We start from the raw sequence: 17,229 nt of genomic DNA on the forward strand, positions 1-17,229 counted from the left end.
CGGATAACTGAAAACCTTATTTTATCTCACTTTTATAAAATAGATGACCATTCTTGTCTCTAAAAAGGTGATTATGAAGGCGTAATACCAATATAAAACAGAAAATTAAATACTTTTGTAAACCCCACATACATCTCAAAAGGGCTGACCTTGCTCAGTCTTTTGTAAGTTGAACGGAGACACCTAAAAAATAAGAAATACTAATACCACATGTTTAGGCATCAAGGCAAAAGCAGGACCTTACTACACAACTTGCGCATTGCTTCTATACTATCATTTGTTGCCGGCACCGTAAATGTTACCGGATTTTTAGCCTTTCAGAGTTTGACCACCAATGTAACCGGTCACTTTGCACTCTTCATATATGATGTTGCCAGTTTTAATTTTTGGAAAGGCACCGTCTATTTTTTGTATCTGTTCTCCTTCCTTTTTGGTTCTTTTACCTCTAGTTTTCTAATTGAAAAGTTTAAGGAAAACAAAAAACTGAACGTATTTATACTTCCCACGCTTATAGAGAGTTGTATTCTTCTCTCCATTGCGGGTTACAGCAACATTTCTAAAATAGAATCTGCAGCGGCAATTGTCTGTTTGTTATTATTTGCCATGGGACTACAGAATTCTTTTGTTACTAAAATTTCTAATGCTGTGGTACGCACAACCCACCTTACAGGGCTTTTTACAGATTTGGGAATAGACCTTTCCCAACTTTTTTTTCCCAAGATGCACAGGAACAGGACCAAACTAAAATCTAATATTAAACTACGTATCTATATTATTTCGTTCTTTTTTGCCGGGGGCATGGTGGGCGGATTTTTCTATTCTGAGTTGAACCTAAAACTCAACACCTTAATTTTAAGCGCATTAGTGCTGATAGCCAGTTTGTTTTATGATGACCTTAGATACAATCTGATAAAAACCAAAAGAAAATACAACCAAAAAAAGCTCCCAAAAAACCCAATACCGTAGTATAAGCGCTTTTACTGAAAGTAATTCTACAAGTTACCAATGTTCGTAATTTCTTACACTTTAACGAGTAAAACAGTAGATGCCCGCAATTGTAAAAAGAACACTTGTTTTTGGTATTGCTATTTTACGATATTTAAGGTGTGTAGGAAAATAGCCTTTGGGTTTGAGTGAAAAATAAAAATGATGCTATTAGTTACAACACTAGTTTTCGTTTAGATTTTGACCCCATTTTTTATTGTGGATTACGCTTTTACGTAAGGCTATACAATTGAAAACAGAGATATTTGTAGCATACCGTTTAACCCTAAACATGAGGATTATGAGGCATTTGCCTTATATCCTGTAGTTGGCATTCAATTAAAAGAAAACTATGTAAATGAACAAATTTTTTAAAATTATCATACATAAAAATGATGAAATTCCTAATTTACATGGAGTTTGTGCTGGATTTGAAAACAAACTTTGGAGAAAAGACCAATTAGTTGAATATATTTTCAATTATTTACCTGAATTTGCTTTAAATCACTCTGAATTAATGGATTTTGATAGTTTAAGTATCATCCCTAAGATTCGTCAAGCTGCTGGAAATGTATATCAATCACAAAAATTTAAAAGTAGAGGAGAATTTGGCGAGCTTCTATTACACGCAATACTAAGGGAGACTTATAATTCAATTCCTGCAATAAGTAAAATATATTATAAAGACAGTCCAAATGATACTGTTAAAGGTTTTGATGCTGTTCATGTTATACCAAATGGAAATGATTTAGAACTTTGGTTAGGTGAAGTAAAATTTTATCAAAGTATTTATAGCGCAATTACTGATGTTGTTGCTGAACTTATTGAACATTCTAAAATCAGATATGTTAGAAATGAATTTATCACAATATCTAATAAAATTGATACTAATTGGGAACATTCTGAAAAATTAAAATCACTTCTTGACCCTATTACTTCACTAGATGATGTATTTGAAAAAACCTGTATACCAGTATTATTGACATATGACTCATCAATAATTTCAAAACATGAAAAAAGCACAGAAGATTATGTTAAAGAAATTGAGATTGAATTATTAAAATTTCATAAAAGTTTCTGTGATAAACTAGGTGACTTTCCATTAACTGTGCATTTATTTTTACTACCATTAAGCACAAAAAAAGAATTGATAAATAAATTAGAGGAAAAACTTAAAATATGGCAACAAATTTAACACCGTCATTGGTAAGAAATATTTTAAGAAAAGAATTCTCAAAAGACTTAGATAAATTTGAAATAATAAAAGCCATTTCTTTATTAGCTCAAAACAATCAAATTGGTCAAGAATTAGTATTACGTTTACTGTCTAGAAGAGATGATTTTATCGGTTACGAAATCATAATAGATTCATTAATTAGACGAGTTGGGCTTTATCCTTATCTACAACAAGAATCCTTATCATTAAATGATTCCATTGCTTTTGAATTTCATAAACCAATAGGTTTAGCTGATAATATTGTTTTCCATCATGCGCAAGCAGAAGTATATTATTCTCTAATGAAAGGGGAAAATATTATTTTAAGTGCACCAACCAGTTTTGGAAAAAGTTTAATTATTGATGCCGTAATTGCGTCAAATAAACATAAGAACATAGCTGTAGTTGTACCTACAATTGCTTTAATTGACGAAACAAGAAAACGTTTATCAAAATATAAAAAGGACTATAAAATAATTACGCATCCAACTCAAGAAATAGAAGATAAAAACATTTTAATTCTAACACAAGAAAGAGCCATAACAATAATTAATGAAATCCCGATTGACTTTTTTGTAATTGATGAATTTTACAAATTGAGTCCTACAAAATCAGATTCTCAAAGAGCTCATATTTTAAATCATGTTTTTTATCAATTAGTAAAACAGAATGCGCAATTCTATTTATTAGGTCCAAATATTGAGGAAATTACAACAGAACTTTTAGTAAATATTAAATTCAGGTTTATCAAAACCGATTTTAAAACTGTAATTGCAGAAAAACATAAAATAAATATTCCCAAAGGAGAAAAACCTATTAATAAATTATTAGAATTAACTTCTAAACTCAAAGAGCCAACACTTATATTTTGTCAATCACCTGCAAGTGCCAATAGAGTGGCTAATGAATTACTTTTAAACGGAAAATTCAATAATCTGAAAGAGAATGATAGTTTAGTTTCTTGGATTAAATCTAATTATCATGAAAAATGGATTTTAGCAAATTGTTTAGAGAAAGGAATAGGAATCCATCATGGAAAAATACCAAGAGCAATTGCTCAAAAATCTATCAAGTTATTTAATGAAGGAAAAATAAACTTTCTTATCTGCACATCAACAATAATAGAAGGTGTCAATACAAAAGCTAAGAATGTTATTATTTATGATAATAAAATAGCTCGTTCGAAATTTGATTTTTTCACTTTTAATAATATTTGTGGTAGGTCTGGTCGAATGTTTTCTCATTTCATAGGAAACATATATTTATTTCACGAACCACCTTCACCAGAATTGCCTTTAGTCGATTTTCCTATTTTTTCACAAAACGAAGATGTTCCTGCTGAATTATTAATTAATCTTGACAAAGAAGATTTAAAAGAGAATTCAAAAAAAACCTTAGAAAAGTATTATTCACAAAAACACCTCTCAATACAAGTATTAAGTGAAAATTCATTCATTGAATTAGATTATCAAATTGAGTTAGCTAAATTTTTAGAAGAAAATATAAATAAAGTTGAGAGTTATTTAAATTGGAAAAGTGTTCCGTCAAATGACCAACTAAAAGTTGCATGTATATTAATATGGAATTATTTTATTAAATCTAAAAGGAGAATTTATGGTGTTAGTTCAGGAAAACAATTACATTTTAGAATTAATCAATTCAGAGAAGCAGGAAATTTAAAAAATTATATCCAGCAGTTTATTGGAAATAACAATGATTTATCAAAAATAAACGAAGCGATTGAACTAGCTTTTGATATTCAAAGGCATTGGATTAATTTTCAATTCCCTAGATATTTACTTGCTTTAAACAATATAGCCAATCATGTATTAGCAAAACAGTCTAAAAGCCAAGGAGATTTTTCTAGTTACGCTAATATGGTTGAATGTTATTTCACAGAACCTTATGTAGTGCCTCTTGATGAATATGGTTTACCAGTACAAATATCCTTAAAAATAGGAAAACAAATAGAACTTGACAAAAACATTGACAAATCACTAATCGCTATAAAAAACTTAAATCCTGAAAAAGTTGATTTATCCGAAATAGAAAAAGAATTTGTTTATGAATTAAAAGAATATTTATAAATAACTAAATGCCAATCGAGTAGATGGGTCTGCCCCTAGTTAGGAACGGACTACGCCTCTCACACCACCGTAAATAAGGGTCTCGTATACGGCGGTTCGATAATGAAATTTATAGTTTGTAGTATTCCGTTAAACTAACATAACCTTTCCGCTATAACCGTTTTGCAGTTATGGTTGTAAGTAGAATAGGACTTTGGGCTACTGCCCAGCCTCCTTTTTGTGTACGGCTCCACGGATAGGCATAGTTTTGGTCAATACCCAAGCGAATGAGGTTCTTCCTTTTTCTTTCTAATTGCCACTATAAATTTAGAGAGAATCAAACTTAAGGTGATAACCGTTAAACAAGCCGTTGATCCTCCACGGAACAGATTTAATAAAGCGCTTCAAAAAACAAAAACCCACCATCCACACAAAATAACGGTCTACCTATACAAAACCGCCTAGCGCGTTCCCTTCTTCTTTTTATATTGCCACCACTATTCCCTCTACCGAATATCATCGTGTAACGCATTGCGAACTTTAGTCGCAATCTAACTACTCCAAAAAATGAATGTTCAACTACGTAGAGTCTATATCTCCAGCGCAATTGCACTAATTGCCGCGCTCTTATTACAGTCTTGTTACACCACCCGTTTGGTAAGCACACACGGCGTGCCCATGCCTCCTGAAACTATGGAAGGCCAAGATTGGTACCGCGATAAAATGTACGGAGAATATACGGCCGTAGTAAAAACGTCCGTGCTTACAGATGGTATGATGATCAAAGTTCCCAAAGACAAATGTGAATCCGGAAAACTGTTTTCGGTTGAATTCACGGACACTTTTGGAGGCAACCTTTTGTACTTAGTAACTTTTGGAAGCCGTAGAAAAGTGAAGATAAAATATGTATGTATGCTACCTGATCTTTAATATTATGGCCAAGACAAGTGAATTATTAGTTGGAAAATGGGATACGCTGCACGAGAACGGGGCTTTTGACCTGAAGCGTCAATATATTACCCGTCACGAGCATAAAGCTACTATGCCCAGCAGAGTGTTGCGCTATAACGATGCAGCGGAAGAAATGCAGCGACTGATTAAAAAATGTAAAACGGAGAATGAGGGTTTCCGCGCGTTCGGTTCGCGTTGGTCCATGTCCAAAATTGCGCATCAGAAAGATAATATGCATCAAAACAATTTGATGTATCTAGACCTTGAAATAGAGGAAGGCAATATGCACCCCGATTCTGAATACGCCCATGAAAATATCTTCTTTTTTGAATGCGGAAGTACCATTAAACAGATTTCACAAAAACTAAATGAATACGGTAAATCTTTAAAAACCACAGGTGCCAGTAATGGGCAGACTATTGCGGGTTGCATTTCCACCGGCGTACATGGGTCCGCTTTTGATACGGGTGCGGTACAGGATTATATCGTAGGCCTGAACATCCTTACGGGACCAAATGCTGAAGATAATGTGTATCTGGAACGGCATACCCAACCCAGTTTAAACGATGCTTTTGCACAAAGTATAAAAGCTAGGGTCATTAGGAACGACGACCTTTTCAATGCCGCGTTGGTGGGTTTGGGGAGTTTTGGGTTTATTCACGGCGTAGCCCTAGAAGCGGACGACCTTTTTTTGTTGGATAGATATGTGCGACGAATTGATAAAGACCTGGCCCTGTCCTTATCCAAAACTTTAGATTTTAAGAATTCCGAGTTTAAAATTGACAATGAAGTAGATGAAAACGGAAAACCTAGCAGACCGTACCATTATAAAATTTTCATTAACCCCTATGTGGATGAAAACCAATATGTGGTGGAGGCCATGTACAAGAAAAAGTACACTCTGGCCTACCCGGACCCGTTCACTAAAATTGAAAAATCGCTTTATAAAGACCTTATTTATTTGCTGATCAAATTCAGTGAGAAATTCCCCAAAAGTATTCCGTGGTTTATAAAGAGCCTGCAAAAAAGTATTTTGCCAGAAATTACCAAAGACGAAGAAAAAATTAGGGCTACGCTCTATGAAACCTTTTGGGATGCCGGTTACAAAGGCCCTGCTTTTGCCTGTTCTATGGGCGTTACCATTGAAGATTCCGAAAGGGCATTGAACGCGCTGGTAAAAATGACCAAAGACCATCCTATTCCCGGAATTTTTGCCATGCGCTACGTCAACAAAACCGAAGCCACTTTGGGCTTTACTAAATTCCATAAAACCTGCGTTATTGAGATTGACGGCATCCAATGGAATAAATCCGATAAAATTCCCAGTCTGGAAGAATATGGTCGGTTTATGATAGAGGCGATGCAAGCTGAAAATATTCCGTTTACCGTGCATTGGGGCAAAAGCATGGACTATGCATTTCCCGATCTAGCCCACCACATGTACGGCAACAACGTAGACCAATGGATGAAATGTAGAAGTTGGCTGCTTTCCGAGAAAATGGCGAATGTATTTTCCAACGAATTTATTTCCACTTTAGGATTGGATGCGTATAGAAGTGTGCCCAATGATTTTATTGAATCTTTGGATAAAAGCGGACAGCCCGCACATTTAATTACGTAGCTAAAATTCGTAAACCATACTTTTAGTTCACACCGATCAAGCCTCATCATTTGGTTCCTATCCTTTTGATGAGGCTTCTTTTTTTCTTTCCTTTTCAGTATTTGAACCTTAGTAAATACAGTGATATTCAGTTGATAAAAATTAGGTTTAAAATCTTGTGCTATATCAAATAAAAATCCACTTAATATTAATTTAACATATTGAAAGTCAATAATTTGAGATTACCATAAAAAATACTGCAGTTTATAAAGAATTTCCATCAAACTATACATAATCGGTTTTTTTAAGCCTCCTTGTACGGTACGTTTGTCATGTAATTAAAATACATAGGTTCCTCCAAAAACTAGACTTGATTGCAGTTTCAATATAACCATTGAAAACTTTGATCAATACTTAAAAAACGTAGTTGAAATGGAATTGGTTATTCAAACCGGGAGAGAAAACAACGACCTATGGAAAATCCCAGAGGTAAAAACTTTACTCCAGCCGTACCATCCTGTTATTTCCGCAGATGTACTTTGTACGGATGACAAATGCTTCCATTACCTAGCACTAAATGACCATGCCCCTGTACAGGAACTTATAGGTCAACTCATGGAAATAAAAGGCATTGAAGCTGCCTATCAAAAACCACTAGACTTCCCCCCAATGTAACAGTTTCTATTTGTAAAAGAAAGCTGTTCAAAAGTTCAAAAATACCCCCGCTCTTATTGGAAACTCAGTATTAACCTTGGTCGATACCAATAAAAAAGTCGACCTATAAATTCAATTTTATGGCAACAAAAAAAAGTAAAGTAGTCATTGATTCGCCATCGGGTTCACCACCAGAACTCATTGTCGTCTCAAAAAGCATTGAGGCACCTCATGCCGAGGAAGCCGAAAGTGCAGCAAAATCGAAGTCCAAACCATCGGCAAATACCTTAGCAGGTTTTGTGGTGGGTAAAAAGCTGCAGCTTGTTCCGTTATTCGCGGACACAGATGCAGAAGTGGCAGAACTGGTTTCAAAGGCAAGTCAAAAAGAAGGTGCCGAAGACCTTTCAAAAATGCGGCAATTTTATAAACTAGCAGCACCGGAAGGAGAAGACCTGGAAAGTATTGCAGCTTCATTGAACGAACTAGACGAAGTAGATGGTGCGTACGTTAAACCCGGTTGTCTACCTCCCGTTTATTTTGGTGATGATGGTATGGAAGAAGCTCCTAGTGATGATGCTGCACCACCCATCGCCCAAAACCTCACAAACAACCAAGGCTATTTGAATGCCGCACCACAAGGTGTAGATGCACGTTATGCCTGGACGCTACCCGGTGGCCGTGGTAACGGTGTTCGTATTATTGATATTGAAGGCGGATGGAACTTTAGCCATGAAGACCTACGTGTGAATGTGGGTGGCCTCGTGGGTGGAATCAATAAAACAAACGACCTACGTTGGTACAATCACGGTACGGCAGTATTTGGAGAAATGACCGGAGACCGTAATAGCTTTGGCGTAACTGGAATCTGCCCTAGCGCCAATGTCCGAGCCTACTCTATTTTTAATGGAGGTAGCGGAAACGCTATTAGAAAAGCCGCTGATAATCTTAGAGCAGGAGATCTTATGCTCATTGAATTACATAGGCCTGGTCCTAATTATCCGGGAGGCGAAACACAAATGGGTTTCATAGCCATTGAATGGTGGCCAGATGATTTAGCAGCACTACAATATGCTACCAACAAAGGCATCATAGTCATAGAAGCAGCTGGAAACGGATCTCAAAACCTTGATGCAGCCATCTATAATACGAGACCAAGTGGGTTTCCATCCAGTTGGCGAAATCCGTTCCGTAGAACGGCAGGGCACGATAGTGGTTGTGTTATAGTAGGTGCAGGTGCGCCACCTCCTGGCACTAATGGTGGAAATTGGGGCGCTGACCGTAGCCGCTTAGGCTTTAGTAATTACGGCTCTTGTGTGGACACCCAAGGTTGGGGCCAAGGCGTTACTACTTGCGGATACGGTAGAATAACCGGAACAAACCCCAATAACAAAAATGAATGGTACACCAACTTCTTTAACGGCACTAGTAGTGCTTCGCCTATCGTTACGGGTGCTGTAGCCTGTTTGCAAGGTATTCAAAAAGCAGCGGGAAGAGCTATGCTTACACCTCGTAGAGCTCGCCAATTGTTAAGAGCAACAGGCTCTCCGCAACAACCAGGAGCTAATCCGGTATCTCAACGCATTGGTAGACGTCCAGACCTTAGGGCGTTGGTTAGAGCTACCGCTTCCCGTAGACCTTGGTGTGGAGTTCAGTTCAATGGCAGTGTACCACGTAATGCTACCCGCAGATGGTTTACCCATAGCTGGCCGGATCATTACCATGTCATCTGGACCGTAGTTCCAACAGCACCGGCAATTGACGGTTCTGCTCAGATAGAATTTAAAGTAAAAACTACGAGACAGGCTTTTGGTCTGATCAAGTATTACATAGAAATCAAAAATCTTAAGAATTATACGGTGAACGTACAAGCACGCTACTGTGTAGTTGCATCTTAAAAAAAGAAAATTAATAATCCGGAAAGGTCAAAATTTAACCTTTCCCTAAAATTTAAAAATTATGAGAGTAGGTGTTCAATTTACTGGCAGTTTACCTGCAAATAGTACGCGTAGATGGTTTACCCATAGCTGGCCGGAAGCTTGGCATGTGGTATGGAATTGTGTTGCAAAAAGTCCGATCAGAAATGGAGGCGCGCAATTAGAATGGAAGATTCAAGTCTGCAGACAGAGTAGTACTAAAATCAAGTACTACATTGAGGCCAAAAACCTTACGGGTTCCACCCTACAATTTGAGGCGCGATACGCTATAATGAACCGATAAATTTATTTGGTAACACTAAAAATATATGAATTATGAACATAAATATTAATATTAACGATACGTCTGATGCTAGCCGCAATACTACTGAAGACACTACGGAAACTACAAGTGCCGTAGCCGATGCAGGGCTTCCGCCCTCTGATGTAGCAGTTACATCCGCAGACGACCAGAATTCAGATGATATGGACGCTACTGCTTCAATGGAAGATGGGCATGTAGATATTGGTGGTCCACCAGAATGGCTTCTTCAAGCTATGTCCGAGTCAACTTCAGAAGAAGATGATGCAACTGCCGCTACCGATGAAGAGATGGACGATGGCGGAAGTGGTCCCGAACTGGACTAATTTCCAATTTAGAATTCTTGACCCGTATAGTGAAAACTGTACGGGTTTTTGGTTTTCACAAAAGCTGAATGCATTAAAAAATCTCTGATAACCAAACAATTAAAACCTCAAAAACGCCATTTACACAAAATCAACTACAATCCACACAACGCCGAACTAGCTAGGCTTCAAAATGATTAATTTAAGATTTTACTTACTGAACGGTAAGCACATATTTACAGTAAAAGGTTCCCTAAAAAATAGAAACTGACTATACACGACCATTGAAACTATGTTTCAATTGGCACATAGTTAAAAACACACGATGGTCTCCATTGTGAACACCTCATTTTCTAATTCTTATTGCAGAACCTATGCCCGCCACGTCTTCTTTAGGAAATTCTCTACGTAAACCCTTTACAGCCAATAAGCGGCTCTTTACGTTACTTACCGTGGCTTTTATAATTATTGGGCTGTTCTTTGCTATTTACTACTCCCACATTAAAAATAACGAGCACCATTATCGCGAGTCTAAACTTCACAGTCTAGATGCCAATTTTGACATTATTACCAAGCAGCTTAACAATGATTTCCAGAAGTATTATTCTACGGAGTACAATACTATCTCTACGAGCAAAGAGGTAACTACAGAACTTAGATCAAAGCATAAGGAGTTAACAGACCTACAGTGGAATGACTCATTGGAAGCGATTAAGAAAATGTCTCTGGTGAATAGAACCTCAAAAAAATCTGAGTCAAAAAATCAAGAAAAAAAAGAGGACCATCTTCTAATAAAACAAAGAGATTCTATCACCAAGAACAAGATAAGACCCAAAGTATGGAATACACTAAAACACAAAATAAGTGAGAGTACACTCTTTGATCAGGAGTTTGATGAATACATTGTCGTTTTTAAAAGATCTGCAGAATCAAATGAAAAAAATCAGGCGGATTCAATTATAGAATTAAGCTCGCTAAAGGGGCGGATTATCTTACCTGACAGCCTTAATAAACTCAATCCGTTTAACATTGGCATGTCCATTGGCATACCAAAGGATGATGAAGTATATCAGCTTTTTGGACGTGAATACACCTATGAAACGGACCTAGATACCCGCGTACATTATGATATTAAAATTTTTGGACTTGTAGAGACAGAGCGTTACAATGAAGCCGTCAGAAAATTAGATCCATGGATAATTGCTCTGTTAACCACGTTCCTACTCCTTGGCCTTTTTGGAATGCCCTATTTTAAAATGTTATTTATTGCTGAAGATGAGCGCCTGTCAAGTAATGACGTTATACTGTCTGGCATATCGGTAATTATTGGTGCACCTATTTTAATAATTGTCTTCTTCTCTCTCACCAACCATTATTATGACTACTACTATAAAATTCCAGACCAACTGGATGACTTGAGTAAAAAAATCAAAACCAGTTTTGAAGCCGAAAACACCAGTAATGTCACCTCACTTTATGAGATGTCGCTATCAAATGAAGAATTAAAAGCTAAAGACACTCTAGCTAGCGCAAAAAACGGCGAAAGTATATCTATTCCTATTTCCGAGGCAAATGGAATCTACAGAGAAAACCACAAGTTTATTTCTAAAATAGATGCAGCTACCGGCGCTGTAAAGTACCATGTACGATTAATTGATAAAAACAATATTAAAAACACCATAAACCTCGGAAGCCGACCTTACTATACGGACTACGTAAATTCTAAAAACCTTTGGTTTCAAAATACATCCGCGAACAAAATCAAATATGTTATGCGTCCTGTGGTCTCCATTGAGGACCAAAGTGAAGAGGCTATATATCTATTAAAAAATGAAGAGGACCTCGTCTCTGGTTACAGGGTAGGTGCTGCTCAACTTAAATCACTACACGAGGCTATTTTACCCTTTGGTTTTCAATTTGCCTTGGTAGATGAAACTGGCGAAGTTTGGTTTCACTCCAAAAAAGGAAGAGCTACCCTAGAAAATTTTCTATATGTAAGTAGAAACAAAGAAAAAATAGAGGCTGCTATGCTGGCGCGAATAAAAACGAAAGGCATGGTCAACTATAGAGATGAAGGCCAATTGTACAGTATCAGGCCCGTAGCAAACACTAATCTTAGTGTAATTGCGCTGTACGATATAGGACTTCTTCGTACCAAAATTTCCGAAGTTTTGACCCTTTCATGTATTGGTATTGTATTAGCGTTAACCTTAATTCTAATTATTACTATCCTATCCCTTATTATCAAGAACCCAAAGTTGGGACTCTATAAATACGACCGATTCTTATTTGAGTTTTTAACTCCAAAAAAAGAGTTGAGAGACTCTTATATTATTCTCTCCATTCTACTAACCGGGCTTATTACCATTGCATTTGGCATTAGTTTTCTTATACCACCAACTACAGCCTATATTCTATGTCTCCTTCTTGGTATCTATTCCTATTTAATCATATTCTACACGTTGCACCCTCATAGAGGTAACAACGATTTTAAGTTTAAGGTTCGCGATATTTTACTATTGTTAGCCATAATTTTCCTCAACATTCTCACTTGTAAAGTCAATGAAAATGAGATTAGTTATGTGCTTCCTTCCCTAATTCTTCAGTTCATTTGTTTAGCTGTGATTTACTTTAATAAGTCATCAAAAAAAACAAAATTCATTACCAAGGTTCACAGTAAAGTACATTCCATAATTAAAAATGTGAGTGACTTTAGCCGACGTAAAAACAGGAACATACGCATTGGCTACAGCTATTGGTATGCCCTATTTCTATTTTGTTGGTTGCTTCTGTCTACCGTTTTTCCGGCTTATTTGATTTTCAAGAATGCCAAATTTTTAAATGATAAAATATGGTCGAAGACAGATAAGATTGATATGGCAAGACGGTTCATGGATAAAGAAAAAGAACTAGAAACCAGTTTCCCTGCCTTTACCGGTCAAGAAGATGAATATGCAAAGCTTCACGAAAAACACTTAAATGAAGGTCAGTATCACGAGACGTTTACCCTAAAGGAAACAACAAATACCAAAACCTCTAAAAACGCTTCAATAAACACAGACCTAGAAGATTTTCTATGGCATATACGCCCAACCTATGACGTTCGCATAGCTGAATTTCAAGGAATGGTTTATGAATATGCGCATGATTTCTCGTGGGCTAGTGAAGAAAACCCCAACACCTTTTACCTAAATTATTTAGACAGCAATAAAGCGATTTGTATAGCGGACTCCAGTCTAAAAAACTCAACGGGCTCTCTACCGCCTAAATTCATTCTTTTAGTGGTCATAGGTCTTATTATTATTTTGGCTATTCTATTTTCTCTGATTTTATTTTTCTCTGACCGTTTCTTCGCTTTTCGGTTCAGGCATTTAAAACCTAACGATTTTGACACCAATAAGGAAGAAGGCTACATCGAAAAATTTGGTCAAATTCTTCACGACGAAAAATCAAATTCCGGTTTGCTCCTTATTGGACCTCCTTTTTGTGGAAAGCAAACCTTTGCCAAGGAAATTTTGGTAGATGCCGGTTATCTAAAAATAGCAACCCTCTCCATGCTACAGCTAGAAAATATTGCCATGGGTTCTGATATTTCGGAAACCTTAGGTGTGCTTTCTAGTACACACCATAAAAGTTCAAATGGTTTTGACCATGACGATTACGAAGCTTTTGTAATAGAACATTTAGAGCATAACATAAAATCGTTTGATGCCAACCATACCAAACTCCGGATTATCCTATTTCTTATTTCACAGCGAAAACGTATTATTCTGGTATCCGAAGTATACCCCAGCCAAATTTTTTCTATGTATGAGTCCGCTCAAGAAGAAGCTGAACGTTCTTTGGGAAGTCTTCAAGACGACTTCAATTCATGGCGAAATATTCTAAGTGCGTTTCCCCAAATTTTAATTGGCATTACAAAAAACACTAAAAAAGTATCCAAACAACTCAATTTTGGTCTCCAAAGTGCTCAAAAACCATCTTCAGATGATATTGATATTCTAACTGATGAATTGGGGTATAGCAAATTCCTGCCCACTTTGGCTCCTGTAATATTGGTCAAATCACTTTATGATACGCCATATGCGGTAAATCAACCGCATCGCTTAGACCGGCAACGCATGGTAATGCATACCCAAAACTTAGCGCATGGCTACTATAATGACATCTGGAACACCTTACCTACACGTGAACGCTATTTATTATATGATTTAGCTAAAGATGGGTTTATGAATATAAAAAATAGAAACTCACTTTTTTCATTAATGAAGAAAGGGTTGGTGGTATGGCATTATAGGCCCAAGATTTTCAATTACAGTTTCAAGAATTTTATAATGACTTCAGTGTCATTAAATGAAGCCTTACGACTAGAAAACAAGAACCGCGGAAAAGGTACTTGGGCCAACACACGCATTCTATTTTATCTGTTGATTATAACTGTCATCGTGTTCATTGGTTTAGGGAAACCAGAGCTACTAAAAGATTTTGAAACGCTGGTTGGCACACTGGGCGGACTAGGCGTTTTAATCCCTCTAATAAGTAAACTATTGGCCTCTGGAGGTCAAAAATTATAATAACTAAATACACATATCATGGGAAAGAAAACAAATTCACAAGAGCTATTCGCTCAAAAAAGCAAAGAAGAATTAATGGAAAACGGGCAATCTGGCGTACACAAATACGGGGATAACTTTATTTGTGCCACGGACCGCTCAGGCCATTCCACACCGGGGGACCGATCTCCGCTTGAAATTTTGGTGGATGCCAGTGAAGGGTTCATTCCCCTTTGGGCGCAACATCAGGTTTTACGTTGGACTTTTGACGAAACTGCCTTATATTATTATCAGAACCCTGAAGGTATAAAAACCTATGTTCGGGAACTGTTGGGTGAGGCGTTATTGGGTTGGGGCGATGCGGTACCCGTTCGCTTTAATGAAAATGCAGACAATTCAGATTTTCAGATACATGTGTCGCCGTCCGATAATTGTAATGCCCATGGGTGTGTTTTGGCAAGCGCCTTTTTTCCCGATAGCGGAAGACATCAATTGGTGATATATCCAAAAATGTTCGAACAGAGTAAACAAGAACAACTAGAGACCATGATGCACGAATTGGGGCATATTTTTGGGCTTCGCCATTTTTTCGCCAAGATAAGTGAGCAGGCATGGCCATCGGAAATATTTGGCGAACACAAACCTTTTTCTATCATGAATTACGGTGCAGAAAGTATGATGACCGAAGAAGATATTAGGGATTTAAAAAAGCTCTATGAAATGGCCTGGAACAAATGTATAGTGGATATTAATGGTACACCCATTCATTTGGTCATGCCTTTTCATACCATCAACACGGCTGTTGTGGTATAACAGACAAAACTATATACTAAAAGAACCCCTCATGAAAAAAATAATACCAATAGTATGGTTTATGTGCCTCTTTTGTTCTTCAATTGAGGCACAGGAAACCATTACGTTCAAAGCCGATTTGGCAAAAAAAGAATTAGAACATGTAAGTACGGACGACCTTAATGCGAATGAGTTTTATGATTTAAAAATCTTAGGTATTAACACTGCCTTTGTTGAGATTGTGGTTGAAACTACGGATTACAGTTTAACCTCCAGCACACCGGATTTACTAAAATCGCTTTTACTTAAAATTCCTGATTCCGGTATTTTAGGTTTTATATCTCAAGAAAGTTCTGGCCCCAAATATAACCTTGTTTACAAGCAAGCGTTAGAACATGTTAAAAAACTCGATTCACTTACGGAACGTGCCAATACCCTTTATGAAGTCTCCAATGACAATACGGAATTTAGAACATTGGATATGGTGAAAGGCATCCAAAAGAAAGCTCAACTTCATTTACGGGAACTCAGCCAAGTTTTTAATAGAACTGCAGATATCCTAAAGCCCAAAAATATAGATTATGATGTCTTAAGAAACAATGTGGCCCAATCCTACCATTACATTCAAAGTGCAAAACACTATTATAAAACGCTTATTGAGAACTCTGACCTGAGTATAGATTCTAGTGTGGCCAATGAATTAATTCTATACTCTTCCTATTTGGAGGTTCTGAGCGAAACTATAGATTTGGAAACCAGTTTAAGGTATTTTGATTTTCTTGTGGGTTCTACGGAGATGAAGAACTACGAGCAATTTCCAGAATTACTAAAGGCATCTAAAGACGTTATGGAAGCAAAAATAACGCTGATCAATACGTTTACGAACGATACTATTTTTACTAAAAAAATCGACTTTTTCACAAAGAAAGGTGGTTTTAAGTTCGATTTCTCAACGGGATTCTTTTATAACAACCTCAACGAAAAATCGTACTATTTGGAAGATCAAGATGATGGAAGAAACCGAATACTAGAAGAAAACGGAAGCAATTTTGATGTTGCCATTGGGGCTCTGGCACATTTTAGTTATCAGTTTAAAGCTGGACTACGAGGTGGAATAAATGCCGGAGCAGCGGTATCACCTCTAGACGGGATTACCCGATATCTATTTGGGGCTGGAGTATTAATCGGCAGAGAGCAGCTGATAGGTATAAATGCCGGAGCTTCGTTAGCGCGCCTAGATGTACTCTCTAATAGTATTAAAAGTGAAAATGGAAATGTGTACGTTCCCGCAGAAATCACCTCAGCACCAACCTATAAAAAATCCAAATGGGGCATCTATGTTGGACTCACCTATAATCTTACCCGAGAGCGAAAAAAATAAAAGTTACGTATCCAACTCCGGATACAGCTGTTTTGCTTTTGCAGCAATACCCTGTAATTCGCCTGAAGACATTTCCATTTCCAGACCCCGATTTTCCATTGACTTATTTTGACCGCCTTCCGCTTGCATGATCATTGCACCAAGTACGAGTCCCTTATTGTGCTCCGCTACTTTCTCGTCTTTGATTTTTTCCTTTTGTTCCTCTACTTCTTTCTTTTCGATTTCTGCTTTTTCAGCGCGTTTCCTGTTTACTTCTTTTCCGAATAGAAACCCTACCGCAGCAAAAACAATGGCCTCTACACCCGAGAACAAATAAATTAAGCGGCTCCAACTAGGGTCGCCACTATCTACCTTTCCTATTAAAAAATAGATAAAAATGCCGTAGGCTATAAGAACGGCAAGTGCAATCATATTTTCAAAAGTGAACCAACCTTTAGGGTTGGTAGCTGGTTCAGGAAAGCTACCTGTAGTTACTTTAGTTTTATCTGGCAT

At 37.0% G+C, this 17,229-nt stretch carries 13 protein-coding genes; 12 read left to right on the forward strand and 1 reads right to left on the reverse strand.

Annotated features, from left to right (window positions below; all coding sequences use genetic code 11):
• Window positions 1-210 precede the first annotated feature (210 nt).
• From IWC72_RS01555 to IWC72_RS01610, 12 genes are all read left to right on the forward strand, one after another.
• Window positions 211-966 (forward strand): YoaK family protein, encoded by a 756-nt coding sequence (locus tag IWC72_RS01555; RefSeq protein WP_194528603.1) that lies wholly within the window; start codon window positions 211-213, stop codon window positions 964-966.
• 376 nt (window positions 967-1,342) lie between these two features.
• Window positions 1,343-2,179 (forward strand): HamA C-terminal domain-containing protein, encoded by an 837-nt coding sequence (locus IWC72_RS01560; RefSeq protein WP_194528604.1) that lies wholly within the window; start codon window positions 1,343-1,345, stop codon window positions 2,177-2,179.
• On the forward strand, window positions 2,164-4,287 hold the full coding sequence (locus IWC72_RS01565; RefSeq protein WP_194528605.1) for a DEAD/DEAH box helicase: 2,124 nt from the start codon (window positions 2,164-2,166) through the stop codon (window positions 4,285-4,287). Before IWC72_RS01560 ends, IWC72_RS01565 begins: the two co-directional genes overlap by 16 nt.
• A gap of 546 nt (window positions 4,288-4,833) precedes the next feature.
• Window positions 4,834-5,196, forward strand: a complete 363-nt coding sequence (locus tag IWC72_RS01570; protein WP_194524508.1) for a hypothetical protein — start codon at window positions 4,834-4,836, stop codon at window positions 5,194-5,196.
• A gap of 4 nt (window positions 5,197-5,200) precedes the next feature.
• On the forward strand, window positions 5,201-6,838 hold the full coding sequence (locus tag IWC72_RS01575; RefSeq protein ID WP_194524509.1) for an FAD-binding protein: 1,638 nt from the start codon (window positions 5,201-5,203) through the stop codon (window positions 6,836-6,838).
• Between the two features lie 411 nt (window positions 6,839-7,249).
• Window positions 7,250-7,492 carry a hypothetical protein gene (locus IWC72_RS01580; protein WP_194524510.1) on the forward strand — a complete coding sequence of 81 codons (243 nt, stop codon included), beginning with the start codon at window positions 7,250-7,252 and terminating at the stop codon, window positions 7,490-7,492.
• A 119-nt stretch (window positions 7,493-7,611) separates the two neighbouring features.
• Window positions 7,612-9,366 carry a S8 family peptidase gene (locus tag IWC72_RS01585; RefSeq protein WP_226967927.1) on the forward strand — a complete coding sequence of 585 codons (1,755 nt, stop codon included), beginning with the start codon at window positions 7,612-7,614 and terminating at the stop codon, window positions 9,364-9,366.
• 61 nt (window positions 9,367-9,427) lie between these two features.
• A complete protein-coding gene (locus IWC72_RS01590) occupies window positions 9,428-9,688 on the forward strand; it encodes a hypothetical protein (RefSeq protein WP_194524511.1) in 261 nt (86 codons plus the stop codon).
• Between the two features lie 32 nt (window positions 9,689-9,720).
• Window positions 9,721-10,032 (forward strand): hypothetical protein, encoded by a 312-nt coding sequence (locus IWC72_RS01595; protein ID WP_194528606.1) that lies wholly within the window; start codon window positions 9,721-9,723, stop codon window positions 10,030-10,032.
• 353 nt (window positions 10,033-10,385) lie between these two features.
• Window positions 10,386-14,585 carry a cache domain-containing protein gene (locus IWC72_RS01600; RefSeq protein ID WP_194528607.1) on the forward strand — a complete coding sequence of 1,400 codons (4,200 nt, stop codon included), beginning with the start codon at window positions 10,386-10,388 and terminating at the stop codon, window positions 14,583-14,585.
• Between the two features lie 18 nt (window positions 14,586-14,603).
• The gene (locus tag IWC72_RS01605; protein WP_194528608.1) at window positions 14,604-15,377 is read left to right on the forward strand and encodes a matrixin family metalloprotease; all 774 of its coding nucleotides are present in this window, start codon (window positions 14,604-14,606) and stop codon (window positions 15,375-15,377) included.
• A 31-nt stretch (window positions 15,378-15,408) separates the two neighbouring features.
• Window positions 15,409-16,737, forward strand: coding sequence for a hypothetical protein (locus IWC72_RS01610; protein ID WP_194528609.1), 1,329 nt, complete (start codon window positions 15,409-15,411; stop codon window positions 16,735-16,737).
• A gap of 3 nt (window positions 16,738-16,740) precedes the next feature.
• Here the strand turns inward: IWC72_RS01610 and IWC72_RS01615 are convergent, their stop codons facing one another.
• Window positions 16,741-17,229 carry a hypothetical protein gene (locus tag IWC72_RS01615; RefSeq protein ID WP_194528610.1) on the reverse strand — a complete coding sequence of 163 codons (489 nt, stop codon included), beginning with the start codon at window positions 17,227-17,229 and terminating at the stop codon, window positions 16,741-16,743.

It is taken from the genome of Zobellia roscoffensis (assembly GCF_015330165.1).
GTDB lineage: Bacteria > Bacteroidota > Bacteroidia > Flavobacteriales > Flavobacteriaceae > Zobellia > Zobellia roscoffensis.